At 58.6% G+C, this 26219-nt stretch carries 20 protein-coding genes and 6 pseudogenes; 10 read left to right on the top strand and 16 right to left on the bottom strand.

Features of this window, described 5'->3' with window-relative positions:
• The first annotated feature begins 374 nt into the window (after positions 1–374).
• Complete coding sequence (locus X773_RS76900) at positions 375–731, top strand: hypothetical protein (RefSeq protein ID WP_031212931.1); 357 nt, start codon at positions 375–377, stop codon at positions 729–731.
• Between the two features lie 114 nt (positions 732–845).
• Here the strand turns inward: X773_RS76900 and X773_RS75535 are convergent, their stop codons facing one another.
• The gene (locus X773_RS75535; RefSeq protein ID WP_084641731.1) at positions 846–1037 is read right to left on the bottom strand and encodes a hypothetical protein; all 192 of its coding nucleotides are present in this window, start codon (positions 1035–1037) and stop codon (positions 846–848) included.
• A gap of 23 nt (positions 1038–1060) precedes the next feature.
• Between X773_RS75535 and X773_RS75530 the strand changes: the two are divergent.
• Positions 1061–1216 (top strand): annotated as a pseudogene (locus tag X773_RS75530) (leucine zipper domain-containing protein); the annotation flags it as partial.
• Positions 1217–1435: 219 nt separating this feature from the next.
• On the opposite strand, the gene X773_RS76890 reads toward X773_RS75530, so the two are convergent.
• The 9 genes from X773_RS76890 to X773_RS69965 form a co-directional block, all read right to left on the bottom strand.
• Entirely contained in the window at positions 1436–1780 is a 345-nt protein-coding gene (locus tag X773_RS76890) for a hypothetical protein (RefSeq protein ID WP_156937467.1), read from the bottom strand.
• 305 nt (positions 1781–2085) lie between these two features.
• Positions 2086–3324, bottom strand: a complete 1239-nt coding sequence (locus X773_RS70000) for a hydantoinase/carbamoylase family amidase (RefSeq protein WP_023680100.1) — start codon at positions 3322–3324, stop codon at positions 2086–2088.
• Between the two features lie 91 nt (positions 3325–3415).
• Positions 3416–4819, bottom strand: a complete 1404-nt coding sequence (locus X773_RS69995) for a CapA family protein (protein ID WP_023680099.1) — start codon at positions 4817–4819, stop codon at positions 3416–3418.
• A gap of 357 nt (positions 4820–5176) precedes the next feature.
• The gene (locus X773_RS69990) at positions 5177–6439 is read right to left on the bottom strand and encodes a serine hydrolase domain-containing protein (protein WP_023680098.1); all 1263 of its coding nucleotides are present in this window, start codon (positions 6437–6439) and stop codon (positions 5177–5179) included.
• A gap of 81 nt (positions 6440–6520) precedes the next feature.
• Complete coding sequence (locus X773_RS69985) at positions 6521–7549, bottom strand: dipeptide ABC transporter ATP-binding protein (RefSeq protein ID WP_023680097.1); 1029 nt, start codon at positions 7547–7549, stop codon at positions 6521–6523.
• On the bottom strand, positions 7546–8553 hold the full coding sequence (locus tag X773_RS69980; RefSeq protein WP_031212927.1) for an ABC transporter ATP-binding protein: 1008 nt from the start codon (positions 8551–8553) through the stop codon (positions 7546–7548). The genes X773_RS69985 and X773_RS69980 overlap by 4 nt, the downstream gene beginning before the upstream one ends.
• Before the next feature lies 1 nt (position 8554).
• Positions 8555–9436: an ABC transporter permease gene (locus X773_RS69975; protein ID WP_031212925.1), complete on the bottom strand. Its 882-nt coding sequence runs from the start codon at positions 9434–9436 to the stop codon at positions 8555–8557.
• Positions 9437–9438: 2 nt separating this feature from the next.
• On the bottom strand, positions 9439–10380 hold the full coding sequence (locus tag X773_RS69970; protein ID WP_023680094.1) for an ABC transporter permease: 942 nt from the start codon (positions 10378–10380) through the stop codon (positions 9439–9441).
• Positions 10380–11963 (bottom strand): ABC transporter substrate-binding protein, encoded by a 1584-nt coding sequence (locus tag X773_RS69965; RefSeq protein WP_023680093.1) that lies wholly within the window; start codon positions 11961–11963, stop codon positions 10380–10382. The genes X773_RS69970 and X773_RS69965 overlap by 1 nt, the downstream gene beginning before the upstream one ends.
• A 358-nt stretch (positions 11964–12321) precedes the next feature.
• On the opposite strand from X773_RS69965, the pseudogene X773_RS73950 reads away from it, so the two are divergent.
• Positions 12322–13440, top strand: a pseudogene (locus X773_RS73950) (transposase).
• A gap of 409 nt (positions 13441–13849) precedes the next feature.
• Here X773_RS73950 and X773_RS0139635 read toward each other — a convergent pair.
• The gene (locus X773_RS0139635; RefSeq protein ID WP_031212923.1) at positions 13850–14845 is read right to left on the bottom strand and encodes a succinylglutamate desuccinylase/aspartoacylase family protein; all 996 of its coding nucleotides are present in this window, start codon (positions 14843–14845) and stop codon (positions 13850–13852) included.
• Positions 14846–15157: 312 nt separating this feature from the next.
• Entirely contained in the window at positions 15158–16291 is a 1134-nt protein-coding gene (locus X773_RS69955; RefSeq protein ID WP_023680088.1) for a serine hydrolase domain-containing protein, read from the bottom strand.
• A gap of 750 nt (positions 16292–17041) precedes the next feature.
• Here X773_RS69955 and X773_RS78585 point away from each other — a divergent pair.
• The 5 genes and pseudogenes from X773_RS78585 to X773_RS76875 all read left to right on the top strand — a co-directional run.
• Positions 17042–17272: pseudogene (locus tag X773_RS78585) on the top strand (hypothetical protein); the annotation flags it as partial.
• Positions 17273–17305: 33 nt separating this feature from the next.
• Positions 17306–17656 (top strand): transposase, encoded by a 351-nt coding sequence (locus X773_RS69950; protein WP_023680086.1) that lies wholly within the window; start codon positions 17306–17308, stop codon positions 17654–17656.
• On the top strand, positions 17656–17931 hold the full coding sequence (locus X773_RS76885) for an IS3 family transposase (RefSeq protein ID WP_023680085.1): 276 nt from the start codon (positions 17656–17658) through the stop codon (positions 17929–17931). The genes X773_RS69950 and X773_RS76885 overlap by 1 nt, the downstream gene beginning before the upstream one ends.
• Entirely contained in the window at positions 17871–18179 is a 309-nt protein-coding gene (locus X773_RS76880; RefSeq protein WP_245274838.1) for an IS3 family transposase, read from the top strand. The genes X773_RS76885 and X773_RS76880 overlap by 61 nt, the downstream gene beginning before the upstream one ends.
• The gene (locus tag X773_RS76875) at positions 18176–18550 is read left to right on the top strand and encodes an integrase core domain-containing protein (protein WP_198023645.1); all 375 of its coding nucleotides are present in this window, start codon (positions 18176–18178) and stop codon (positions 18548–18550) included. Before X773_RS76880 ends, X773_RS76875 begins: the two co-directional genes overlap by 4 nt.
• A gap of 25 nt (positions 18551–18575) precedes the next feature.
• Here the strand turns inward: X773_RS76875 and X773_RS69940 are convergent.
• From X773_RS69940 to X773_RS69930, 3 genes and pseudogenes are all read right to left on the bottom strand, one after another.
• Positions 18576–18967, bottom strand: a pseudogene (locus tag X773_RS69940) (alcohol dehydrogenase catalytic domain-containing protein); the annotation flags it as partial.
• 3 nt (positions 18968–18970) lie between these two features.
• Positions 18971–19255: pseudogene (locus tag X773_RS69935) on the bottom strand (hypothetical protein); the annotation flags it as partial.
• Positions 19256–21007: 1752 nt separating this feature from the next.
• The gene (locus tag X773_RS69930; RefSeq protein ID WP_023680077.1) at positions 21008–21484 is read right to left on the bottom strand and encodes an Lrp/AsnC family transcriptional regulator; all 477 of its coding nucleotides are present in this window, start codon (positions 21482–21484) and stop codon (positions 21008–21010) included.
• 315 nt (positions 21485–21799) lie between these two features.
• Between X773_RS69930 and X773_RS69925 the strand changes: the two genes are divergently transcribed.
• Both X773_RS69925 and purU read left to right on the top strand, forming a co-directional pair.
• The gene (locus X773_RS69925) at positions 21800–24295 is read left to right on the top strand and encodes an FAD-dependent oxidoreductase (RefSeq protein ID WP_023680076.1); all 2496 of its coding nucleotides are present in this window, start codon (positions 21800–21802) and stop codon (positions 24293–24295) included.
• Between the two features lie 47 nt (positions 24296–24342).
• Positions 24343–25203, top strand: coding sequence for a formyltetrahydrofolate deformylase (gene purU / locus X773_RS69920; protein ID WP_023680075.1), 861 nt, complete (start codon positions 24343–24345; stop codon positions 25201–25203).
• 712 nt (positions 25204–25915) lie between these two features.
• Here purU and X773_RS78575 read toward each other — a convergent pair.
• A pseudogene (locus X773_RS78575) lies at positions 25916–26146 on the bottom strand (aspartate aminotransferase family protein); the annotation flags it as partial.
• Between the last annotated feature and the right edge of the window lie 73 nt (positions 26147–26219).

Raw genomic sequence — 26219 nt, 5'->3', positions numbered from 1 at the left:
ACGACCTTGCGAAGTGCGGTCCCGGTCGTGGGAAGTGAGGAGCGCAGCGGTGGAGTCGACTGATAACGGCCTTCGAGATTGTCGAGCATGGGTTCAAGGCGATCCTTGTGAATGCCCGCTACGTCTAGAACGCGCGGGGCGGAAGACAGATGTCAGTGCGATGGCCAGTAGCGGCAACTGCGTTCTCTCTGCGCCAGCGGGAGTGGCTCGTCGAATACGCGGTGCCAAATCCAGCATATGCAGTAGGAGGCATCTAGAGACCAACCTCCAGCTCAACCATATCGTCTCCGACATCACCGGGGCAACCGGCCTGCGGATCATCCGGGCATTTGGGGCCAAGGAGCAAGACCCAGCGGTTCTGGCGGCTAACCGCGATGTACTCCTCCATCGAGACGATCCGGGCTGAGCTGATCGGCAATGACCGTGGTGGGCACGGCACGCTCGCGCAGCCAGGCTTCAAGGACATCTCGGCTTACCCGCGACGATGCGAACTGGCGCCGAACCACGACGTCCTGGAAACTGCGAAGTCTTTGCGGATAATAGATCGGACTTATCGGGCTGCGCAGCCGCAGTTGGTTGAGATAACGGGCAACGGCGGCGGACGCAAGCGGATGAAGATTTCACGGGCTGTCGGTTTGTGGACGCCCGTGGCGCAAGTAATTGATGAGCGACTCTCCCAGCGCATCAACGGCAAAAGCGAGCGCACCAGTCTCGGAATGAATGGCGGATGAGCAGGGCTTCCGCGCACCAGTCGATGTCGTCCAGCCGCAGACGCACCTGCCCGACTCGCAATCCATATTCGACATGAGCTGCAGGATGGCATAGTCTAGCAACCCCATCGAACACTAAAGATCTGCCGCTCCGTGCATGTGCTTTGTAGAAGCCGGAATTGAGGCGATGAGGCGTTTGGTATAGGGATGCTGCGGCTCCGACAGGACCCGATCGACCGAGCCTTCCTCGACTACTTCGCCGAGATAGAGAACGACGATACGATCGGCAATCTGTCGCACGACAGCGAGGTCGGCAAGCCGGAGCATTTGTCTCTCATCGGAGGGTCCGAATGAACATCCATAAGAATGCCCGTCTCACGCCGCTGCGTCGAGAGGAGATGGCGCTGGCGGTGATAGAAGGCCTCTTTTCCAAAGCCCATGCGGCGCGAACGTATGGTGTGTCGGCGAAGATCGTGGCGCGCTGGTTCGAGCGCTACAAGGCCGAGAGCCGCGCGGGGCACGGCCCACCGCTCAACGGGTTCAATCGGCAAAGACGCCACATACGGTTCCGCTGCCTGAGGCGGCGAAGCCGGCGGATGGCTTGGCTGCGATTTGATATCCTGACCGCACGCTTCGCGCTCCCAGTCCCACACATTGTCCGAACTTGGGCGCAGGCTCGGATATGACGTGGGTTACTCTCGGGAAGACAGCTTTTCGAAGGGCGCTTACGGCTGGTGCGTATCCACGGGGGGATCACCCGCAAAAGTTCCGATGCGTTGCTGCCCCTTTGGGGGCTGCCGGACTGGTGAAGCCGAGATGTACTCGGAGCGTTGGCTGATGAGATGTTCAATGATGCTCTGAGCCGTCAAGGCGTTTTGACTGCAACGCGCGTTCTCAGACCTCTCATCGGGTGACGAAACAGTATGCGGAGGAATCGAATAGCTACGAGTATCATCATCAAAAAAGACGAAGCCGCAGGCCGACACGTGTGCGTTTGAATGCTCGCTGGAAAAATCATTGACAGCTTCATTTATCCATAACCGGAGTTGTTTAATAAAATTTTGCAACATTCAATCTCCGGGTCGTGCCGTTGGGAAGACGGCGATTTATTGTGTGTCTCCGATACAGGCGCTCGTGCTCGCCGATAAGGGTTCCCATGCAGCTTCACCTTATTTGGTCCAGTCGGCGTTACACCGCGTTTTGGTAAGCGCATCTGGGGCCCGATAAGACCGCTTCTACTGCATTCTGTGCTCCGCCGAGTCAGGCGTCTTGTGGCTGCAGTTCACCGGAATTTATGCTTGAATGTCGCGTGGTCACGAGGCACGAGCCAGGTGCCGCGCGCGCATTGGCAGTGTTCAATTTGACCGCGTCTGACCTACATCTCCCCACCTTCGCGGCGCAGAATCATCTCGGCGGCATCAGCCAGCACCTGGCATCCGAGCACCAAGTCTGCATCATCTGTATTTTCGGTCCAATGGTGGCTGACACCGCCGATGCTTGGCACGAAAAGCATAGCAGCCCTCAGCTTGCGAGCCACAACCTGTGCGTCGTGACCGGCGCCGCTTGGCATCCTTACGCAGGTGCCGGGTGCGTGGCGTGCGGCCGCATTCTCTATCGCCGCCTGGAATGCCCGGTCCATCTGCCAAGGTTCGCTGGCCTCAGTCCGCTCGATATCAACTCGGCAGCAGGTTTTGGTCGCGACACCTTCAATCAGTTCCCTTAGCACCGCATCAAGGCTCTCAAGTACCGGCATCTCTGAATCCCGGAACTGGAACAGCATTTCTGCCTTCCCCGGAATTATGTTGGGAGCGCCCGGTTCCAGCGTAATTCGGCCCGTAGTCCATACGGAACGCGTGCCGGCGACTTCGGGAAATCGCTTGGCAACAGCCATGGCCAGCATTGCTGCTGCGACGCCGGCATCCTTTCGGATAGCCATGCGCGTCGTGCCGGCGTGGTTCTGGATACCGTGAAAGACGATGGAGTATTGCCAGAGCCCGACGATGCTCGTGACGACACCGATCCGCTTGCTCGAGGCTTCCAGCGTATCGCCTTGTTCTACATGTGCTTCCAGATAACCGACGTGGCATCCCGGCTCCACCAGAGATCGGGGAACGCCGGACAGGCCGGCCGCACAGAGTGCGTCCCTGAGCGGCAGCCCATGATCGACATTCACCGCGCGATCGATCTCCGCCTCGTCAATGTCACCAATGAACGAACGACTTCCAAGCATTGAGACGTAGTGACCTTCTTCATCCGCCCACGCCACTGGTGCGATAGGAAGGGCTGCGCAGTCCGGCGTTTCCGCAAAGGTCCGGGCAATCTCGAGGCCATAAATCACACCAAGCGCCCCGTCGAGCCATCCTGCACAATTCTGCGACTCTGCGTGCGACCCGATCAACAGCGATGGCCGCTCCGAACGCGGCATTCCGAACACGTTGCCGACCCCATCTATATGCGCCTGAAGCCCTACGGCTTCGTATTGCTGCGCAAGCCAGTGGCGAGCTCCCATGTCCGCTTTCGAAAAGGTCGGGCGATGGACCCCGGTGCGGTAGGCGCCAAATTGCGACAAACTTCTGAGATCCGATAACAACCGCGCTGCGTTGATCTTTGGCATCCGATGCACCATTCTGGTAACTAAAGTGAAGTTGGTCTCCTCGTCAGCGCACCCGTTGGTTCAAACCGGGAATTTGCGCATCCGAGCAGCGTCATTGCGCCGAGTTGGGCCGCAGTTTGATGACTCCAACATCGTTCTCGATGAGTATCTCGGTCCCGAATGGTTTTGAGAGCGTCTGTAAACGCTCGAGAATAGCCTTTGCCAGTGGCCCGGTGACCAGCCGCGGTATACCCCGGTTGGCAAACCTTTTCGAGCGCCCTAGCTCGACAGGATAAAGTCGCAATTCAGATAGCTGGTTCTGTTCAAACCGACAGACCGTGATTACGCTCTCGTAATGGACTGGGTCGGTGACCGCGCCTACAAGCCCATCTGCTGTCGGGTACCCTTTTGCCTCTTCGTCGACCGTCACCTCGGCATCCGTGTCCACCCGAGGGTCCTTGCCATAAACTTCGAACATGTCAGCACCCGCAGGCGTGTGGAGAGGATCATAAAAGAAATTTCCAAGACTATAGAAGATCGGCCGACCTTTGTAGATCTCAATTCCGCGCAACTGGTGTGGTCCATGTCCGATATATGCATCCGCTCCAGAATCAATCAGCCGATGCGCAAACGATTGCGCGTAATCGGGCGCCTCCTGGCACCAGCCACCCGGTTCGTGACCGTGGTTCGTCGCGATGCAGAAGTCAGAGAACTGCTTTCCTCGGCGAATATTTCGCAGAATGTTAGCCACATCTCGAGCATCTGGCTGGAAGGTATAACCAGCTTTTTCGCCCGCCTTATATAATATCCCGGCCAACATGACGCGATTCGGGTCCTCACGGCCGGGCTTAGTATCGGGTAAGGCATCGCGTACTTGCCTCAAACCGTGGAGCATTTCCGCAGGAACCACGATGCTTTTCTCCAAACGTAGGGCATTTAGTCCTGGCCGGCCCGGAGCCTCATCGGCCGGATCGCAAGCCGGAGACATTGGTGTGAATGACGAAGCAAACGACACCAACGCCACGCGACCACGAGCCGTTTCCAAGAAACGAGCGGCAGAGGCTTGGGCAAGATTCTCACCTGCGCCGGCATGGATGATACCATTTTCATCGAGCACTCGGCTGGTCTCGCGCATACCCTCAACACCCCAGTCGAGTGTATGGTTGGTAGCGCGACTGACGACGTTGAAGCCCATGTCCTTCAAATCAGGCCCGATTTGCGGAAGGCTTAAGAGATAGGCTCCCCCGTACTCCGCTTGCGGACTTCCCTTGAACGATCGAATGTCGAATATGTTCATCTCCATGTTGCCGAACGTGACATCGGCGCCACGAAGGATCTCCACGATTTCATGGAAACCGGGATGTTGGTATTTGGTCACCGGCCGCGACAGGATGAGGTCGCCAACTGCTACCATGGTGAACCCGTCTGCCACGTTGGTTGCTATCGAGCCGACCGTGTCAAATTCATTGCCCGCTTGGGCCGGATACTGATCGTTATCGTGAGAATCTTTTCCCATAGGTCCCTCGTTGTTACCAAATCCCGATCGCACTTAGCGCTCTTCACAAAACTGGCCCGCGGCCCGTGCGGCACCGATTGAGACCTCGGCATGGTTATGACCCCAACCTTTCGGAGAAGGTCCACCCGACCCGAGGCGCTCAGAGTTCTCGACCGGGTTCCGTGACAATCGTTCCGGCGGTGAGGCGCGGGTACAGCGACGAAAAGGATCCTGAAACACCATCGGTATCCCGGCTGTCGCCTTCCGACCAAACCCTGGGCATACTCGCCGCGCGATCGGAAAGCCCCCGGGCCACTCCGCAGATCGGGCGACCAAGCTGGACCCGTCCCGTGCTTTGCAAGCTGGATCACCTGCATTCTACCGTTTATCACCGGTCCAAGTGAATATGCGCTCGATAATTTCCGGGCGGGCGGGTGGGTGGCCGCCGAGGTTCGCCAGCAGGACGACGCCGCGACGATCGGTGGGGCGAAATCCCATATAGGTCGAAACTCCGGGATCGCTGCCGCCGTGCCCCCAGATATCACGCCACCACGTCGCAGTCGCACTGTCATAAGGTTTGGCTCTGTCCTCCTGATACGAATCGCCCTGGCACCAAGTAAGCCCCTGAATCTGTCTCGAAGACCGCAAACCTTGAACGTGCTGATCGCTTAGGACTTTCTGGATGGTTTCTGCCCGCAGTATTCGCTCTCCTTCCAGCACACCATCTTGCATGTAAGCCATGAGGAAGCGCGCAAGCTCGGAGGCTGTGGTACGCGCAAGCCCGTCCGACAAGGTAACGTAGCTATAAAGGCAGTGTGGTACGTGCATGTCCTTTTGACCGGCAGGCGCGGACCACTCAGGATCAATCATTTTCACTTTTGAGGTATCGCCATCATCGATGTAATCATAAAGCGTAGCGTGCTTCTCGCGCGGCATGCCTGCCATTAGGAAGCGCGCGTCATTCATACCAAGCGGTGAGAAAATATGTTCCCTACAGTAATCTGGGTAGGACATGTCGCTCAATCGCTCCACAAGCAGCCCAAGCAATCCGTAGCCCACGTTGCAGTATTGGTAGGTGCCGCCCGGTGCCCACGCATTGAAATTTCGTTTGGCGTCGAAGAACGAGCCAGCGGTCGTAAAATACTGCTGTAGCCAGTCGAGGAGCGCTGCCTGCGGATCACCGCGAACATAGCCCGACCAGAATAAAGGGCTATCCGCAATGGAGGCTGTGTGGGTCAGTAGATGGCGCGCCGTAATGGGCCGATCCGAAAAAGCCGGGTTGCGTACCGTGAACGGCAGGTATTTATCGATCGACACATCGAGCTCAAGCTTCCCCTGCTCGTACATCTGCATCACCGCAGTACAGGTGATGGTTTTGGTGATCGAACCAATATTCAGGAGCGTCTGCGGCGTCATGGCACGGCCGAGTGCGATGTCAGCAAGTCCGAACCCAGCGGTATGAACAAGACTGCCTTGATCGATGATCGCGAGGCTTAATCCCGGAATATGTGACGCTTGCATCTGCGCCCGGATAAACTCAGAAAACTCATCGCTCTGCAGCCACTCTATGAGGCTGCGTGCGCTGGTCGGCCTACTCGCGCCCGCCGCCTGATCATTGTTCTCGTGTGAGTGTTTATCCATCGGTTTATCCTTGTCACTTCTAGGCACGATGTGTCCTAGTCAGCGGTGCGCTCGAGATCTTCGATCGGGTGAAGGAACGGGCTATGCCAGAGGAGTGAGCGAAAAACTGCCCACATCCGGCTGTCTCGGAATGCCCGTGGCCGGAGCGCGCACATGACAGGCCACAACGCGTCCGTCTGCCATCGGCACCAGAGGCGGCACTTCGATGCCGCAACGTTCGACGGCGAGCGGGCAGCGCGGGTGGAACGCGCATCCGCTCGGCGGATTGATCGGGCTTGGCACCTCGCCCTCGACGGGCGCCTCCAGCCGAACCCGCGTCGGATCCGGGACCGGCGCTGCGGCGATCAGCGCCTCTGTGTAAGGGTGGACCGGGTTGGCGAAGAGCGCCTCGCATGGGGCGAGTTCCACGATCCGCCCCAGATACATGACCGCTACACGATGGCCGATATGCTCCACGACGCCGAGGTCATGCGAGATGAATACGAAGGCGAGGCCCATCTGCTGCTGGAGATCCAGAAGCAGATTCAAGATCTGCGCCTGCACGGAGACATCAAGGGCTGACACCGCTTCGTCGGCGATGATGAGAGAGGGGTTGAGCGACAGGGCGCGTGCAATGCCGAGCCGCTGGCGCTGACCGCCCGACAATTCGGACGGGAGCCTCTGCATCATCTCAGGCGACATTCCGACTTTTCGGAGCAGGTCCGCGGCGAGTGCCTGGCGCTGCTTCCGGCTGAGACGCTCGAAATTCTCGACGGGCTCGGTGATGATCTGTCCGGCGGTGAGGCGCGGATTTAGCGACGAGTAAGGATCCTGAAACACCATCTGCATCCGACGGCGCCACGCGTGAAGCGCGTCCTTCTTGAGGCCCGCAACATCGGTTCCGTCGATCAGCACGCGCCCGCCCGTCGGCTCCACGAGTCGCATCAAGAGCCGCGCGACGGTGGACTTGCCACAGCCGGATTCGCCGACGATGCAGAGCGTCTCGCCCGCCTCAACGGAAAAGGATACATCCTCCACCGCCCGGATCAGCGGAACGCTTTTCTTGAAGGTTCCCGAGCCAAGCGGATAGTGCTTGGTCAGCTTCTCGACTTTCAGCAGAGGACCGTTCATGCGCCCATCACCTCTTCGGCGCGCCAGCAAGCCGCGGCGTGGCTCGACCCTACATCACGCAGGGCGGGCGTCTTGTCGCGGCAAGTGTCGATAGCGAACGGGCAGCGAGGCGCAAAGCTGCAGCCCACAATGGGCTCGCGCAGGCTTGGGACAATGCCGGGAATTTCTGGAAGGCGGCGCTGTCGGCCGCGCCGCGGATCAGGCACCGATCGCATGAGGCCCTGGGTGTAGGGGTGCGCAGGTCGCGCAAACAGATCAATCACGTTCGCCTGCTCGACGATCCGGCCAGCATACATCACGATCACGCGTTGGCATGTCTCGGCTACAACGCCCAGATCATGCGTGATGAACATCACGGCCGTTCCCGTGCGCTCTTTAAGATCGACGATGAGCCGCAGGATCTGCGCCTGGATAGTGACGTCGAGCGCGGTCGTCGGCTCGTCGGCGATCAACAGTTCCGGCGAGCAGGCGAGAGCCATGGCGATCATGGCGCGCTGACGCATGCCGCCCGACATTTGATGAGGATAGTTGTTGACGCGGCGCTCGGGATCCGCGATGCGGACGAGACGGAGCATATCTTCGGCCTTTGCCATGGCCGCCGAGCGGGACGCTTTCGTGTGGATCTGAACCGCCTCCGCGATCTGGTGGCCGACCGTATAGACGGGGTTCAGGCTCGTCATCGGCTCCTGAAAGATCATGGCAATCCGGTCGCCGCGGATTTTTCGCATCTCCCGGCCGGACAGCTCAAGGAGGTCGCGTCCGTGAAAACGTACCTCGCCGCCGACAGTCCTGGAGTTCAGCTTCGGCAGCAGGCGAAGGATGGAGAGGGCGGTGACGCTCTTTCCGCACCCGGATTCACCGACGACGCCAAGCGTTTCGCCTTTCTTCACCTGGAAGCTGATGCCGCCCAGGGCGCGGGTGACGCTTTCTTCCCCGTAAAAGTGCGTCTCAAGGTCTCGAACGTCGAGAAGCACGTCGTTGCTTGCGGTTTGGTGCATCTGCATGTTAGCGCCTCCGCTTGCCGCGGGGGTCGAACAGGTCGCGCAAACCATCCCCGAGTAGGTTGACGGCAAGGACCGTGACGGCAAGGCAGATGCCGGGGGCGAAGATGGTCATTGGGGCGACGGCAAGATACAGGCGCGAACTGGCGATCATGTTGCCCCAGCTCGGAATCTCGGGCGGCACGCCTACGCCTAGGAAGCTTAGACCGGCTTCTGTAAGAATCGCATCTGCGCAGACGATGGCGCTCTGGACCATAAGAGACGGAATGGTGCTCGGGAGGATATGGCGCCACAACACCTTCGGCAGGCGCGCGCCGCCGCAGAGTGCGGCCTCCACATAGGGACGCTCCCGCACACCCAGAACCACCGAGCGAACCAGCCGTGTGATGCTCGGCAACTGGGGTATCGTGATGGCGACGATAAGGATGCCGATCCCGGGGCCGGTCAGAGCAATAAGCGCGATAGCCAGTAGAATCGTTGGGATCGACATCAGGGCGTCCATCAGCCGCATGATGACGTTATCAAAGCTGCGGACATAGCCAGCGACAACACCGATCAGAAGCCCTGCCAGAGTCGCACAAGCCGCTGATATCAGCCCCACCATGAGGGAGATGCGCGCCCCGAAGATTGTTCGGGCAAATACGTCACGGCCCAGATTGTCGGTTCCGAACCACATCTCGGCGGAAGGCGGCTGGAGGCGTTTGTAGGGATCCATATTCATAGGATCTCCGGCGTAGAGCGGGGCCGCGAGCGCCAGAATGACCAGAAGCAACAGGAGACCGCCGCCTATCAGAACCAGCGGGTGCCGCCTTACGAGACGGGACATGGCGGATATTCGAAGGCGGCCCGTCGGGACATACTCAATTGGCGCGGAGAGGAGTGTCATAATCAGTACCGGATGCGGGGGTCGACCAGAGTGTAGGAAAGATCGACCAGGAGGTTGATGAGCACGTATACGCCCGAAACGAGGATGAGCACGCCTTGAATGATAGGGTAGTCCCGACTGTTGAGCGCGTCGACGACCAGACGTCCGATACCAGGTAGGTTGAACACCGTTTCCGTGATGACGACGCCAGAGATTAGATAGGCGAAGCTTAGGCCGATTACGGTCAGGATTGGAACGCCGGCATTCTTCAAGGCATGGTGAAAAAGCATAGCATAGGACGAAGCACCCTTGGCAGCGGCCGTTCGCATATAGTCTTCCGACAGAACCTCAAGCATGCTCGCACGCGTGACCCTGGCAATGAAAGCGATGTAAGGAAGACCCAGAGCCAATGTAGGCAGGATCAGGTGCACAAACCAAGGCCCTAGGCCGTTTTCGATTGGCACGTATCCCTGGACCGGCAGCCAGTGGGCCCCGATAGCGAATAAGTATATCAGAAAGAAGCCGACGACAAACACCGGGACAGAGAAACCAAGTGTCGCGAATGCCGTTAGGATGCGGTCAACAAGACCGCCCGCTCGCCACGCAGCAAGAATGCCAAAGGAGACCCCAGTCGTCACCGATAAGATGATCGTCAGGATCGAAATGGAGATGGTCGGCTCCAGCCGCAGTGAAATGAGCTCAAGAACGGGTCGCCCCGAAAAAAGTGAGCTCCCGAAGTCGCCACCGAGGATGCTGAGCGCCCAATGCACGAACTGGACCAGCAAAGGCTCGTTGAGCCCCAGTTGTTGGCGGATGGCGGCGAGCACCTGTGGCGTAGCCCTTTCACCTGCGATGATGGCGGCTGGATCACCGGGCGCCAACCTGAGAAGCAGGAAGACAAAGATCCCGACCATCGCCATGACGGCGATGGTCGAAACTAATCTGCGAAGGATATAGGCAGCCATTAGGCCCCCTTCTGCATGTTCCACATCGCTGTGAGCGCCGGCATTTCGATGAGACCGGTGAGCGTCTTGCGGCGCGCGATCGGCGAGAGCGCTGAGCCCAGTAGAACGGTGCCCACGATGTCCCACTGAATACGTTGCATCTCGCGGGCCAGTGCCTGGCGCTCTTCGAGTGTTTCGACATTTGCCCATTTGGCCCGAAGAGCCTCATATTCGTCGCTCTTCGGCCAGCCGAACCAACCCGCCTCCCCATTCGCGCTTAAAGTTGGGTTGCTGACCGGAGTGCTGCGGTCATAATCGGACTCGTTCGTCATGAATATGCTCCAGCTACCGTTCGTCAACAGCTCCGAACGCTTCGCGGAGTCGGCTGGCACAAGGTCGACGTTCATCCCAATTTTTCGCAGCGTAGCCGCGAGGAACTGCGCTATGATGTTGCCACTGGCCCAACCCGTATGTTGAAGAATGACGACCGTCTCGCCCCCATATCCGGCCTCGTTGAGGAGCTGCTTGGCCTTTTCCGGGTCACCACCCTTCTTGTACCACCCCGTATTTTCGTCGTTGGTATAAGGTGTTTGGTTTCCGAAAAATGAAGTAACGGCGCTGATGTATTCCTGGGGGGCGACAGTACGCATGACTGCCTCCTGATCGATCAGGTGAAGCATCGCTTGGCGCGCCTTGACGTTATCGAACGGCTTCTGCAGACAATTCATGCGCATGAAATATACATCGCCTGCCTTGTTCAACGCCTGGAGTTCAAGGTTGGGATCACTCTTGATCGCGGGGTAAAGATCGGCGGGTGGATCGTAGACGAAGTCGACCTCGCCCGACTGCAAGGCTGCAAAGGAAGTCTGCTGATCGGAGATATTCTCCCAGATGACGCGATCGACGTTCACGACCTTCCCGCCAGCGAATCCATCTGCTGGCTCCTGGCGTGGTATATACTTTTCATTGCGATCATAGGTGAAGCTTGCGCCTGGTTTGGCGAGAGCTTGATTGAACTTGAACGGCCCGGATCCGATATTCGCGGTCACCTGCTCGGCTGCTGGGCGATTCGCATCCTTCTCGCGCATAATGAACAGGAGAGGCGTAGACGCGCTCGCTAAGGTTTCGATAAGAAGCCCCAGCGGCTCCTTAAGCGAGATGATGAAGGTCTTGTCGTCCTGCGCCGAGATATCCCTGGCCCGCTCCATGATCAGCGTTCCGCCGGACGGCACCTGGCCCCAGCGACGGATCGAGGCGACACAGTCCGCCGCAGTGACGGGAGTGCCGTCGTGCCAACCCAGGCCTTCCCGAAGCTCAAACGTGTACTTCTTCTTGTCGTCGGAAACGCCCCACTTCCCTACCATTTGCGGCTGAGGCCTCAACTTGGAATCAAGCGCAAACAGCGTGTCGTAAATCGCCAGGCCATGATTGCCGCTTGTGTAAGCCGTCGAAACGATCGGATCGAAGGTGCTGAGGTCCCCCAGGACCATCCGCACCGTCCGAGCGTCGGCGGGCGCTGTTTGTGCTCTCAGGACAGACGGGATCGATATAGCCGTTCCGGCGGCAATGCCCAACTTAACGAGGTCGCGTCGAGAGATTGTCATGTTCCATTCCCCATTCTTGGCTTGGCGCGGTTCTGCGCTTTTGGCTTTGTTTCATCGAATTTCAATCTACCGCGCAGCTTACGTCAAATTCAGTCTGTGTATCGATGTCATCTGGTATTGAGATGGACCGATGGACCCAGATGTAGCGAACATTCTAGACCATCTCGCCCCTGCCTGCATGAGGCGCGCCACGGCCTGCTCCACAGCAACGATGGTGGTCCCCCAAGGCAGTCCTGAATGTCGACACCGCGTTCTCATCTAACCATTCCGGTTCAGCCCGATGACGGTCGAGCATCGCCAGCAACGGGTTTTGTTCATTCCGCACAATTGAGAATGCCTCGGCGATACCCATTTGGCCGTGGGGGAGCACATCCACCGCCGCTTCTCATCAGAATTGTTCGCCACAATCGCCGCCGGCTACGAGGATGGCAACGACGCCAACCGGCTGCGTTCCGAGCCGGTCTTCAAGATGGACAGGATGCGCTGCCTTCGGGCCCGGGATCTGGCGTCGCAATCGACGATGTGCCTACTAGAGAACCTGCCCGATTTGGCCTCGCTGCTCGCCATGTGCCGGGAGATGGTCGACCTCTACTGCGCCTCCTTCCGGCAGGTGCCGAAGCGGATCGTACTCGACATTGACGACACCTTTGACGCGGTGCACGGAGGCCAACAGCTTCGCCTCTTCCTCTTCAATGCCCACAACGACGAGTACGGTTTCCAGCCGATCGTGGTATTCTATTATGGCGCGGGTCGGTTCGTCGCTGCGGTCCTGCGTCCGGCCGGGCGGCCGAGTGGAGCTGAAATCCGCCCCACCTGCGCCGCCTGGCGCGGGCGATCCGGAACAACTGGCCGAACACCCGGGTCCTGATCATGGCCGACAGCCACTATTGCGGTCCAAGTCATAGACTGGTGCCGCGCCAATGACGTTGACTTCATCCTCGGCGTGGCGCCAACCACGAGCCTGCGCAATCATGTCGCGGATCTGGAAGCCAGCACGATGGCGCGCTTTGAAACATCATCGAAGACGGATAAGGTCCGCCACTTGAAGGGGTTCCTGGACGGGGCGCCAGCTGGGAGCGGCGTGGATCGAATCATCGCGCGGGTCGAGGTTGGCGCCCAAGGAGCCCACCCCGCTTCATCGTCACCAATCTGGCCGGTGGCAAGGCCACAGCGCCCTACGAAGATCTCTACTCGCCGGAGCGGCGCGGCCGAGAACCACATCAAATCCTGGGCGACGCATCTTGCCGCCGACCGAACGTTCTGCACCAAGGCCACAGCCAACCAGTTCGGGCTTTTCCTGCACGCCGGTGCCAACTGGCTCCTGTGGGGCATGCGCGCTGCGGTGCCGAAGGCTCGAGCTTTTCAGTCGCGCAATTCGACACGCTGCTTTTGCGCCTCATCAAGATCGCCGCACGGGTGGTCGAGATCAAGATGCAAATCCCCGCCCCGACCAGCGCATCCTGCGCATCGACCTTGATCGGATCCCGCGGCTCCTGACGCAGCCGACGGGGCGCCGATGCCTCGAAACGAACCTGCTGACCTCAACTCGCAAACCCCGCCTTCCCATCACGACGGCTCCGCCGGCGCCCGACGAGGGTGTCAAGAAGCACCGCAACGGCAACTACATCGCCACTACAAGGCCGCCAAAAGCCACTGTGCATCAATGCGGCTAAAGACCAAACTCCGCGCATATGATCTCCGCTATCTTGCGCTGACAATAGGCGGCTGCGCGAAGAAGAGCTTGGCTGACGTCATACTCAATCTGCATCCGGCACCAAAGGAGGTGGCTCCATGCGCTCAACCGCGAGCGGGGCTTGGGAGGTGCCAGCAAGTCACCTCCCTTCCTGCTGGCGTAGTCCAATAGCCGTTCGACGCGCAAGCGCTCCTCAGAGGCTGAGCGGTCTCGCGAGGAGCGCCACCCTCGCATCGGTGTCCACATACATTCCGGATTTTACAGCTAAAACTATAGAAGTAGCAGGCGCGCAAATATCAATGGGATTAGCCGACAGCGAGTCCATCGGATGCAAGATGCCGATACGATCTCCCTGCTTCACTTCATCCAGCACCGAGCGGCGAGGTTCGAAGATGCCGCGCGCGGGCGATTTCAGCGCGTCAGACATGAGTGTTTCAAGTGTCCGGCTGGACTTCTGTTGGCGGAAGGTCGGATGGTCGGCTTTTCCTTCGACGAGTCCGAGGGCAATTAGTGCGTTGCGCAGCCCAGCTTCATAGATCGCCAACGCTTCGGAGCCGACCGTGCCGCTGCCTAGTTCAGCACAAACGAAAACCTTGCCTTGGCTATGCGCCCAAGTATCGAACATTCCAGGCGTGTCGTCGTATTCCCAGAGCAATGTCACGGGCAATTTAAATGCCTCTGCCATTCGGAGCGTCTTGGGCATGAGATCGGCATCAGCAATAGGATGGGTGACGACCGCCGGTGGGAAATCCCACGTTGGTCCGAAGCTGTGCAGATCAAATACGGTGTCGGCAATTGGCAACAACAGGCGTGAAACAGCATCCGCAATTCGTTCCGTTACCGACCCATCGGCGCGGCCTGGAAACACTCGATTGAGATTCAACCCATCGACCGGCGTGTTGCGGCTCCAAGCCTGCAAGGCAAGCGGATTGAGCACTGGTAATATAATGACCCTTCCACAGGTTTGCGCTTCAGGCAGCCACTCAATAAGTCGTCGCGCGACAATTGGCCCCTCCAATTCATTGCCATGATTTCCGCCAGTGATAAGGAGGCGCGGTCCCTCCCCTTTATTGAGGCTGAAGACCGGGAGCGAAAGAGCTTCGCAGTCGGCGCCTTTAGGGACGACAAGGTGCCCCGTGGTCATGCCCGGCCTGTCGAGATCGAAAGTTAGGTGTGGTGCTTCGGTCACTATTCAACCTCCATTGGTAAAGAATTTACGGAACTGATGTCAGCAGGTTTGCTGCAACTTGTTTTAGCCAACCAGCGACAAGTAGCTCTCAATGACATTGCGGAAATCGTTATGTCGCCAATCCCGCGGCTTTCTGGATAAGGCTTTTTGATTCGCGCATCCGAGCCGCGTCATCACGACGAACTGGGCCTTAGTCTGATGAAAGAAATATCGTTCTCGAGGGCGATCTCGGTCCCAAATGGGTTTGACGGCTTTTGTAGACGCTCCAGGCTGGCCTTTGCCCGCGGCCCGCACCACCCGCGGGAACGAAGGTTATAGGGTTGCGGCATTGCAAAAAAGGCTCTCGATAACGACCTCTCTGCTGTCACCAATGTCGTCTCCATTGAAGTAGATAATGGCGCCAGTTCCGTCCTTTTCACGGAAGCCCATATGGGTCCTGACACCGGGATCGCTGCCACCGTGGCCCCAAATAACATCACCATTTTCAAGGATGAGTTTGTGCCAGCAGAGAGGGCGACCATCATGGATTTCAGAGAGCATCAGGTTGACGGTCGACTCTTTCAGTAACTGATTTCCGCCTCGGTCTCCATAAGTGGCGAGAAAGAGCGACAGTTCCTCTATGCTCGTGCGCGCAAGTCCCTCCGGATAGGTGGGGTAACTGTAGAGGCAATGCGGCATGCGCCCACCCGGCGTAAGCTCATCGATTGTCAAACCAGGAGCTGGTAATAGGGAGGAAAAAGATTGCCTAGCCTTCTCCAACTTTTCTTTGGTGACCCTGCCATAGAGAACCGCATGCCGGTCAACATTGATATCACCTACATACCAGCCAGTGCTGTTCATGCCCAAGGGGGTGAAGATGTGGTCGGCGCAATAATCGGTGAAGCGCGTGCCGGTCACGCACTCGACAAGATGGCCGAGCAGACCATAAGCAACATTGCAATACCCGCCGGGCTGATCCGATCCGAGTACGCCGGGCGCCCACCCATGGAAATTGTCGTTGGCGTCATAATAGGCCCCTCCTGGCGTTAGGTATGCCTCGAGCCAGTCGCCAAGCGCAGCCGCCGGATCGCCGCAGGCGTAGCTCTGCCAGTAAGACTTCCCATCTCGGATTGACGAACGATGATTCAAGAGCCGCCGTGCTGTGATCGCCATCGATGGGTGCTTCGGATTGACGACATGATAGGGAAGATACCTGCTAACATAGGTATCGAGGTCAATTGACCCTCGCTCGTAAAGCTGCATCACGGCTGTCGCCGTAATGGTCTTCGACACGGAGCCAATATTCATGATGGTTTTGGGCGTCATCGGAACTTTGCGTGTGACATCTGCCCATCCATAACCCTTTGCCCAAACGAGCTTGCCATCTTGCACGATCCCAAATGCTGAGCCTGGAATCGAAAACTCCTTGAGTTTGCCCTCGATGACCGCATCAATCGACGATCGCACAGATGTTTACTCCTTCTCGAGAATCGCCAAATCCTCTGGAATCGAGGTTCCGAAATCGCCGCCGAGAATGAGACAGCCCAATGCAGCACATCGAACGGTAACGAAGCAAGGTTGGCAACGAAAATAGCGACAGCGAACACTCGCCTGCCTGAAGTGCCAGCGGTTTACCAAAAAAAGCTCATCCTTGCCGTCTGCGAATTCTGCTCTTTAATTGTTCAGTTAGTTTTCAATTGCCGCGGAGTTTACGTCAAATTCAGTCTGTGTATCGAGGCCATCTGGTTTTCAGATGAAACGCAGATTGCCGGGGCCACAATTCCGTCATAGTATCGTTGGGCGGATGTAAGCAGCGAATGTGCTCTCAGGAATTCTAAATGTTCCACATAGGCAGCGTGGCTTCAGCACGGATGACGACGATCTGTGCGAGGGATCGATATCAAAAAGGAGCTTGCGCGCCTGCGTGCCTGATCGAGGGCGGCCTTGACGCCATGCCGACCCAGATCTCGCGCCACCTGACACCGCCGGGCCTTGCCCGTCCAAAGTTGCGATGTAAGCGGTGATACTGTCAATGATCGCGGAATCGAGGGTCTGACGCAATCTCGATAAAACTGGGCTCATGCCACATCGATCAATTGGCTTGCAGGAGGTCGATCTTTCCACGTCCATACATTTGGTGCTTGACGAGTTTGAACTTGGTAATCTGAACCTCTGTCTGGCCGTTCGATGATGGCTCGTGATGGCCGCTCGGACAGCGGCGTTCTCAAAGACCGCTCGGCCGTCAGCGTGGCGATCATATCGCTATGGTCCAACGGTCAGAGCAAGGGCCAGATCACCAAACTCAAGCTAGTGAAACGCCAAAAGTATGGCATAGGAAAGCTCGACTTGCTTCAGGCGCGTCCTCGGCGCTGGTTCATTTATCACCAAGAGTGTCCCCAAAAGTGGAGTGCGCCCCTCGGACCGGACAGGATGAACAAGCAGAATTGACTTGGAAGCCGGGCTTTCGAAGGATGGAAGCCCATGGTGACTTATCGCACGCACAGCATCGAGTTCAAACGTCAGGTAGTGCAGGAGTTCCTGTCCGGCGAGACGCTGCATGGTCTCGCCAAGCGGCACGAACTGCCGCGTAACCTGATCCGCATCTGGGTTCAGAAATACGAGGCCGGCTCCTTCGACGAAGACGTGGCGGCGGCCGACACGATGCAGACCTATGAGGCGCGGATCGCAGCGCTGGAGCGGCTGGTAGGCCGGCAAGCCTTGGAAATTGAGTTTCTAAAGGGGGCTCTGAAAAGCGCACCACGTCCGAGAAGCGGGACTACATCCGTGATCACCGGCCCGGCGGTGTCTCCATCGCTGAAGGATGCCGGCTGATGGGGATCGCGCGATCAACCTACTACGATCAGCCCGAAACCGCCGTGGATGACACAGCGCTCGTCGAGACGATGGGTGAGATCTCCGACAGCTTCGAAGCTTACGGCTATCGCCGCATGCAGGCGGCGCTGCGGCAGCGCGGCATCGTCGTCAACCACAAGAAGGTCAGACGGTTGATGCGCGAGCNAGCTTCGAAGCTTACGGCTATCGCCGCATGCAGGCGGCGCTGCGGCAGCGCGGCATCGTCGTCAACCACAAGAAGGTCAGACGGTTGATGCGCGAGCACGGTCTGCAGCCCAGGATCAGGCGGCGCTTCATCGCCACTACGGACAGCGATCACGAGTTGCCGATCTTCCCGAACCTGGCGAAGAACGTGACACCCGACGGCCCGAACCAGCTCTGGGTGAGCGACATAACATACGTGACGATTGCGGCGGGCTTCGTCTACGTCGCGGTCATTTTGGATGCCTGGTCACGCAAGGTCGTTGGTTACGCCATCGGTCGGTCGAAGACGCGCGCTTGACCGTTGCAGCATTGAAGGCGGCAATCGAACGACGAAAACCCCCGCCGGGCTGCGTCCATCACTCGGACCGAGGGTCGCAATATGCCGCACTCCTCTACCGCAACGTTCTCGCCGAGCACGATCTTATTGGATCGATGGGCCGGCGCGGCAATCCCTACGATAATGCGAAAGCGGAAAGCTTCATGAAGACGATGAAGGTCGAAGCCGTCTATCCGATGGCCTACGAAACCTTCGCCGACGTCGCTGAGGACCTTCCCCGCTTCATCGATGAGGTTTACAACACCCGCCGATTGCACTCAGCGCTCGGCTATCTCAGCCCGCAACAGTTCGAGGACCAACACGCCCGGCAGATGGTCAAAACTGCGGCTTGACCCTGTCCGGTCCGAGGGGCGCACTCCACTCCGCCGTCATGCCCTTCAACATCATTGCCGCCGCCTGCTCGTCACTCAAGCCGTCCGGCACCTTGACCACTCGATCGGCGGCGATCACCCGTTCCTCGGAATAAGCACCGACGTTGGACGGCGTAGGCGATGCGGTCGCCCGGCTTCAGCCAGTCGACGCCGGCGCCGACGGCCAGCACCACGCCCGCCGCCTCGCCTCCCGGGATCAGAGGGAACGCACCGGGCGGCGGGTAAAGGCCCGAACGGTAATAGACGTCGATGAAGTTGAGGCCGATCGCTGGTGTGCTTGATCAGGATCTGCCCTGCACCGGGCTGACCGGGGTCGGCAACCTCATATTTCAGGACTTCGGGACCGCCATTGGCGTGAATAAGAATAGCCTTGGACATAGCTCAACTCTCTCGGGGACAGGAATAGGATTTGAGTCTGGATTTCGTGCCGCTAAGATTGGGGAACATGCCCCCAATGCAGGCGAGATAGAGGCCTGATCAAGGTGATGCCGATCTTGGTGAAGTCGCTGACCTGCTCACCCATAACGCCGATCTTGTTGTAGAAGCTGGCAAGCGATGCCTTTGCAAGTGCAAACGCGCCGAAGGCGCACCACAACAGTGCCATGCGAAGTGTGATCGGCCTCAGCCGCACACCACCCGCACCGGATTGATGAAGTTGATCACCAGCAATACTGCCCCTCCGCGACAAACCTGGCCTCCAAAGCGATATCCGAGTTCGCGGATTCTGATGAAGATGGCGGGGCCAAACTGTCGCTCGCGGTGCAAATCTTCGAGGCCTTCGACGATGTTCATGGTCAGGCTCCCGGTATATGGCAATATTTAGAACGGATAAGTTCCCGCACTCCGCACCCTGTCAAATTCAGTTTGATGATCGTTCCGATCTGGGTGCGAGATGGCACTTCAGCCCGACTATCGCCGCTTCGTTGGCGAGATCGTCGCAATCCGCAATGCCAAGTCCATCGTCCGGCGGCTAGATCGGACCGCGGGCACGCTGGTACTGTCATGGCTGCGTTCGGCGTCGTCTGCCCGGCGGCGTTAGATGCCAGGGACAAGTATGGCTGCATACCGCACGCGCCGAGCTGGGCCGCACCCGGATCACTCAAACCTCGTTTTCGATGCCGATATGGGTGCCAAATGGCTTGGAGAGCTTCTGTAGTCACTCCAGAATGGCCTTTGCTTGTGGCGCAGGAGCTAGGCGCGGCACCTCGATTGACAACCCTATCGCGCCAGTGGCGAGATTAAAGCGGCCCGCCGAGGTCGTCGGAATCCTCCCGAACGACTGTGGGCAGTAATGCGGGCCAGATACATGCTTCGGGAAACGATCGGCCAGAAGAGCGCTGGGCGTGTGATCAAGCTGCGCGCTAGCGCGCTAACCGGCTCGGCCACCAAAGAGCACGACGGCCTGTCCGGTCCGTTCTGGATCTTCGTTCTAACTCGTTGTGTGTGAAGGCCGCTTGGGCCTCGTGCGTCGCCAATCACTTGTGATCGACGGATGTGAATCCATCTAGATATTAGATGGCTGTAATTGGCCTGTCTGCCATTACAAGCACCCCGGAAGGCGCAGAGTCGGTGTGTGATATTTCTGCAGGACGGCGTATGATGCTACAAGCCCTCTTTGCCCGCGAGAGCACGGGAAAAGGAGCTTCTATCAAAGTTTCGCTCTTTGATGTGACTGTATGAGCGTACCGGTGCTCCAGCACGATTACTGGAATTGCCGCACATTGCGTTCTGACGTGAACCATCCCTCGCTGACGCCTGGTGTGCCGACGGCAAGGCGGTGATCTTTCTCGGTTCAGAACGACCGCGAATAGGTCAATTTCTGTGCTTCGTTCCTGAAAAATCCAGAGCTTACCCGGGCCCCGGGGACGCCAGGCGGCAACATCGACGTGATTGCTCCGGCCGCGATTTCCAACAACGAACCCGTGGCGTTGCGACCGGTTCCGGCGCTGGGCGCTCATACCGTGGCTATTCGTCAGGAATTTGGAGTCCGCCAACATTCAACTAGGGCGGCGAGGTGACGGTGACCGAGATGGGCGAGACTGCGCGTGCCGGGCGTCGGATTAGACGGCAACGGGACGGAATCCTCCAAATCCAGCACGATGCCATCAGCGCCCCGATCGTGGACCTTGGCCGCACTGCCATTGCCGGGTCTCATCCTTCGTCAGCGTATCGAGGTTGATACGTCAACGGAGGCGTTCCGTGAACGCAGTTGGCTTTCACTCCTGTTTGTCCCGGCCCATCTACCAAAGTTCGTGCGCATTGCAGTGCGGGCCAGTTTGAGGTCCAGGATATGCCAGTGATCCTGGCTGTAGATGCGGCCGGCGCGTCAATTGTCACCTCCGGCGCCGCCGAATGGCGCAAGCGCATGGCAACTGACAGCATTGCCTGCAGCATCGGTATTTAAAAGCGCAGGGCCGTTTAAGGGTCGTCCGGATTCTCAATAGGGATAACGAACATTGCCTTGACCCGGTCGACGACCACCATCGTCTTCAGGCTCTTAATGTGCGCGTTTTGATAAAAGAACTTCCGCGTGAATTGTTCATAATCCTCCATGCTGCGGGAGGTAATATAGAGCACGAAGTCCGCCTCGCCGGTTATGTAGAACCCTGTCGCAATCTCCGGTGAGGATTTGATATCCCGCTTGAACTTGTCGATGATATCGGCGCGCTCCCGCTCCAAGGTCACCATGACGATCATCTGGATGGGTCGGCCGACAGCCTTAGCCGATATAATCGAGACGTCCGCTTCGATAATCCCTTCTGCCCGAAGTCTTTTGAGGCGGCGCTGGCACGCCGTTGCGGAAAGTCCGACTTTGTCGGCAATGACGTCGGAAGTTAAGCGGTTGTTCCGTTGAACCAATTCCAGGATGCGGGCATCGATCCGGTCGTATTTCATGTACGGTGATCTCGGCTGTGGATGTCTCTCCAACCTCCTGTGCGGGATACCACAGCCGAAGGCTGAATTTCAGCGGTTATACAGGCTATGTTACCGGCAATGCAACGCGTTGCCAGTTGCGCGGTGCTGACCTAGGAAATCGCCTCAGGGCATTCCGCTGGAGTAACGCTGCATCAGAGCACTGAATGGCGCAGAAATACTGCTGTCCTAGCCTGCAGATTGCCGGAAATCGTAGCACGTCTGACAGTAGTTTATTGGCCACAATCAACCCGCCTTGGCCCGCTCTTTCGTGACAAGGCTACAATAGGGTTTCAAATGGCCAGCAAATTACCGTCCCATGCCAAGTACGTCATCATCGGAGGTGGCATTATCGGCCTCTCTATAGCCTATCACCTTACCCGTCTGGGCCACAGGGACGTGCTGCTGCTTGAGCGCGACCAGCTGACTTGCGGCACCACATGGCATGCTGCGGGCCTCGTGACGCAGCTCCGCGCCAATGAAACCATGGCCAAGCTCGCTCAATACTCGGCCGAGCTGTTCAGGGATCTTGAAAATCTGACCGGTCAAGCCACCGGTTTTCGTCAAACCGGCTCCATCACCGTGGCCGCGACCCAGGACCGGCTTGAAGAGCTGAAGCGCGGCTCCTCGATGGGCCGCTCGTTTGGTTTGGACGTGGAGATGATTAGCGCGGCTGAAGCCCAGCGCCGCGTTCCGTTGCTCGACGTCAGTGATGTTCTCGGGGCAGCGTGGATCGCTTCCGACGGGATGACCAACCCTATCGATACGGCCCGCGCCTTCGCGGCCGGGGCTCGCCAGGGTGGAGCAACGATCCTTGAACGGACCCCCGTAACGCGCATCCTCGTCGAGAAGGGCCGCTTCGTCGGTGTGGAAACCAGTCAGGGGACGGTCCGTGCTGAAAAGGCGGTCATCAGCACCGGCCTGTGGACGCGGGACGTGGCAGCTGATCTCAACTGGTCGGTGCCGTTGCAAGCTGCCGAGCATTTCTATGTTGTCACCGAGGCTATTCCCGACCTCCCCCACGACCTGCCGACGATCCGTGATATGGACGCACGCGTCTATGCAAAGGCCGACGCTGGGAAACTGCTCGTGGGCTTCTTCGAACCCGACGGCAAGCCTTGGGGCGTGAACGGCATACCCCACGATTTCAGTTTCGATTCGCTGCCCGAGGATTTCGACCACATCGAACCTTATCTCTCCGCGGCCATCGAGCGAATGCCGGTCCTGGCAAATGTCGGTCTGCAACTTAATTTCAACGGCCCGGAGAGCTTCACGCCGGACAACAAGTTCCACCTTGGGCCATCACCTGAAATTCAGGGCCTTTATGTCGCCTCTGGATTCAATTCCTGCGGCATCGAGTCTTCAGGGGGCGCGGGCAAGGTCATGGCCGAATGGATGTCGACGGGATTGCCGGCGGGCGATTGCTGGGAAATGGACGTCCGGCGATCCATGCCCTTCCAGCGGAACAAGCGGTATCTGTACGATCGTACGGTGGAGGCGGTCGGCAACCTCTGGACGCTTCACTTGCCGCACAAGTCACCGAAGTCGGCGCGCAACGTCCGCGTATCCCCGCTCCACGACCGCTTGGCCGCCGCCGGCGCGAATTTTGGTGAAAGTGCTGGTTGGGAACGCGTTCAATGGTTTGGGAACCCGGGATCGCCGAGTGAAAACCATGCGACGTTCGGTCGCGACGAATGGTTCGAACACAGTGGCGCCGAACATACGGCGACACGGTCTGGCGTCACCTTGTTTGACCAGACCTCGTTCGCGCACATTCTGGTCCAAGGGTCGGACGCCCTTGCCCTGCTACAGCGCCTGTCCACCAACGACGTGGACGTGGCGGTCGGGCGGATCGTGTATACGCCGTGGCTGAACGAGCGAGGCGGTATGGAGTCCGACGTCACGATCGCGCGCATCAGTGACGAGGAATTTCTTGTCGTGACAGCGGCCGTCCAACGCACCCGTGATCTCGCCTGGCTGCGCTTGCATGCCAAGGGAGCCGGCCACGTCTCGGTTGCCGACGTCTCATCCGGATATTCGACCCTCTCCGTGATGGGTCCGCGATCGCGTGAGTTACTGGAGCGCGTCAGTCCTGCGGATTTCTCCAACGAGGCATTTCCCTTCGCAACGGCTCGTGAAATCGAGGTCGGGTATAGCCTCGCGCTCGCATTCCGGATGACGTTTGTCGGCGAGTTGGGCTGGGAACTTCACATTCCGACCGAACAAACACTAGGGGTCTACGACGCCCTGGTCGCCGCCGGTGCAGATCTCGGCCTAGGCCACGCCGGATATGTCGCCCTCAACACGTTGCGCCTGGAAGCGGGCTACCGAGACTGGGGTTCGGATGTCGGCGACGAGGACACCCCGTTGGAATCGGGACTGGGGTTTACGGTTTCCTGGGATAAGCGCGAAGATTTCATCGGACGCGCGGCCCTGGAGGCTCAGCGCGGCAAGCCCTTATGCCGACGGCTGGTCCAGCTCGCTGCGCCCGATGCCAAGTCTTTGATGTTCGGCACCGAGCCCGTTTGGCGTAATGGAACACTTGTTGGATACCTGCGCTCCGCCGGATTTGGCCACACTGTTGGCTGCGGTATCGGCATGGGACACCTCAACTCGGATACTGGGGTGACGGCGGACTGGCTGGCGGCAGGGGAATTCGAGATCGAGATCGCAGGAGAGCGCTATTCTGCCGTCGCTTCTCTGCGGCCATTCTTTGACGCCGGACGCAGCCGCGTGAAAGGCGAGTGGCGCGACGCAGAACAGTTGATCGCGCCCGAACTCATCAAGGTCTGAGCCTTGTCCCCTGGCCATCGTCAATCAGATCATTTGGACTTTCGCCAATGTCATCAGATCAGTCTCTCGTCCTTTCGCTCTCATGCTGGGATCAGCCGGGCATCGTGTCCGCCGTTGCTGGCCTGCTTTACGCAGCGGGATGCAACATTGTTGAGGCCCAGCAGTACAGCGACCCGGAAACCGGACTGTTTTTTATGCGGGTGGTCTTCGCACACCTCGGCGATGCGCCCTCCGGTAAGGAACCGGCCGGTGCGATTGCAGAACTCGCGGGGCGCCTCGCTATGACATACACCCTGCGGCCCCTGTCGCTTCCCAAACGAGTGATGCTGCTGGTCTCGAAGTTCGATCATTGTCTTGCTGACCTTCTTAATCGCTGGCGCATTGGCGAGTTTCCGATGGACGTAGTCGCAGTAGGCTCCAATCACGGCCAGGAACACCTGGCCTCCACCGATCTCAAGGGTCTGCCCTTCTTCCACCTTCCTGTCAGTGGGGATAACAAGGCGCAGCAGGAGGCGAAACTCGTCGAGCTCATCGAGCGCACGGCCCCCGATCTCATTGTTCTCGCGCGTTACATGCAGATATTGTCAGACGGTTTCACAGCCAGATTGGCTGGGCGGTGCATCAATATCCACCACTCGTTCCTGCCAGGCTTTAAGGGCGCGAAGCCCTATCATCAAGCGCATCTGCGCGGGGTAAAACTGATTGGCGCGACGGCCCACTACGTGACCTCGGACCTCGATGAAGGGCCGATTATCGAACAGGACGTAGAGCGAATATCCCACCAGGACACGCCGGCTGATCTAGTCCGTAAGGGACGCGAAATCGAACGCCGGGTCTTGGCTCGCGCAGTGCGGCTTCACCTTGAGGACCGGGTCATCCTGAACGGCAACAAAACTGTTGTTTTCTAGGCTGAAAAGCCAAAGTTAGGTTCTCAACGCCTCTGGGCACGCCCATTGAAAAACACGACGAGGTAGTAGCTGAACACACCGGGGTCAAAGGGCACGAGGTTATTCGGGTCGCGCATGAACTCGACCGCCGCAGGATGCCTACACCCCGGACTTCACCGACAATGGGGTTGCCTTCAAGTTGGGCCTTCATCTGCGCATGCCAATATAGCCCACTTCGCGCACATGGGTTCCTTTTCTTCAGGACATGAAGTTCGCCAGCGACGCGGCGACACAAAAGGTGTGACCCGAGTACGTCCAGCCGGGACCCAAGGGTGCCTATTTCTCGCTCCCCTGCTCCAGCACCGACCAGACCCGTTCTCCGATGATTGAGCCCGAGATCGGGAGATAGGCTGAACTGAGGCCCTTGGCAATTGTGACCAGGTCGGGACGCATACCGTACAAATGCCAACCGAATTTCTCGCCGGTGCAGCCAATCGGTGACGACCTCGTGGGCGACATGACACTTGTCCCAACACGGTATGCCTTTGGCGGCGGGACAACGCCGCCGGTGCCGAGCACAGGCTCTCCGATGAACGCGCCTAGGTGCTAAGGTCTTGCGCGATGATGAGGGCTTCAAGCTCCGCAGCACAGCGCTTTGAAAACATTTCTTCTGTTTCGCCATCCTGCGCCTGGCGATACCAATCCGGAGTAGTGTGAGACGGACGATTTCCAGCGGAAGATCAAAGTGGTTGTGAAAGAATGCCAGTCCCGTCAGACTTCCGGTCACCAAGCCGGAGCCGTGGTAGCCGCGCTGCCGGGAGATGATTTTCTTCTGTGCAGGGCGTCCCAGCATGTTGTTGTAGTACCAGACCAGCTTGATGTTGGTCTCGTTGGCGTCGGGTCCTGAAAGCCCGAAATACACGCGGCGCATGTTCTCGCCGAAGTATTCGACCACGTCTTTGGACGTGCGCCCCTCGGACCGGACAGGGTCAAGCCGCAGTTTTGACCATCTGCCGGGCGTGTTGGTCCTCGAACTG

This window comes from Mesorhizobium sp. LSJC280B00 (assembly GCF_000502835.1).
Classification (GTDB): Bacteria; Pseudomonadota; Alphaproteobacteria; order Rhizobiales; family Rhizobiaceae; genus Mesorhizobium.
The sequence above is the reverse complement of the archived record's forward strand: the minus strand, read 5'-3'. Positions and strand labels throughout refer to the sequence as shown.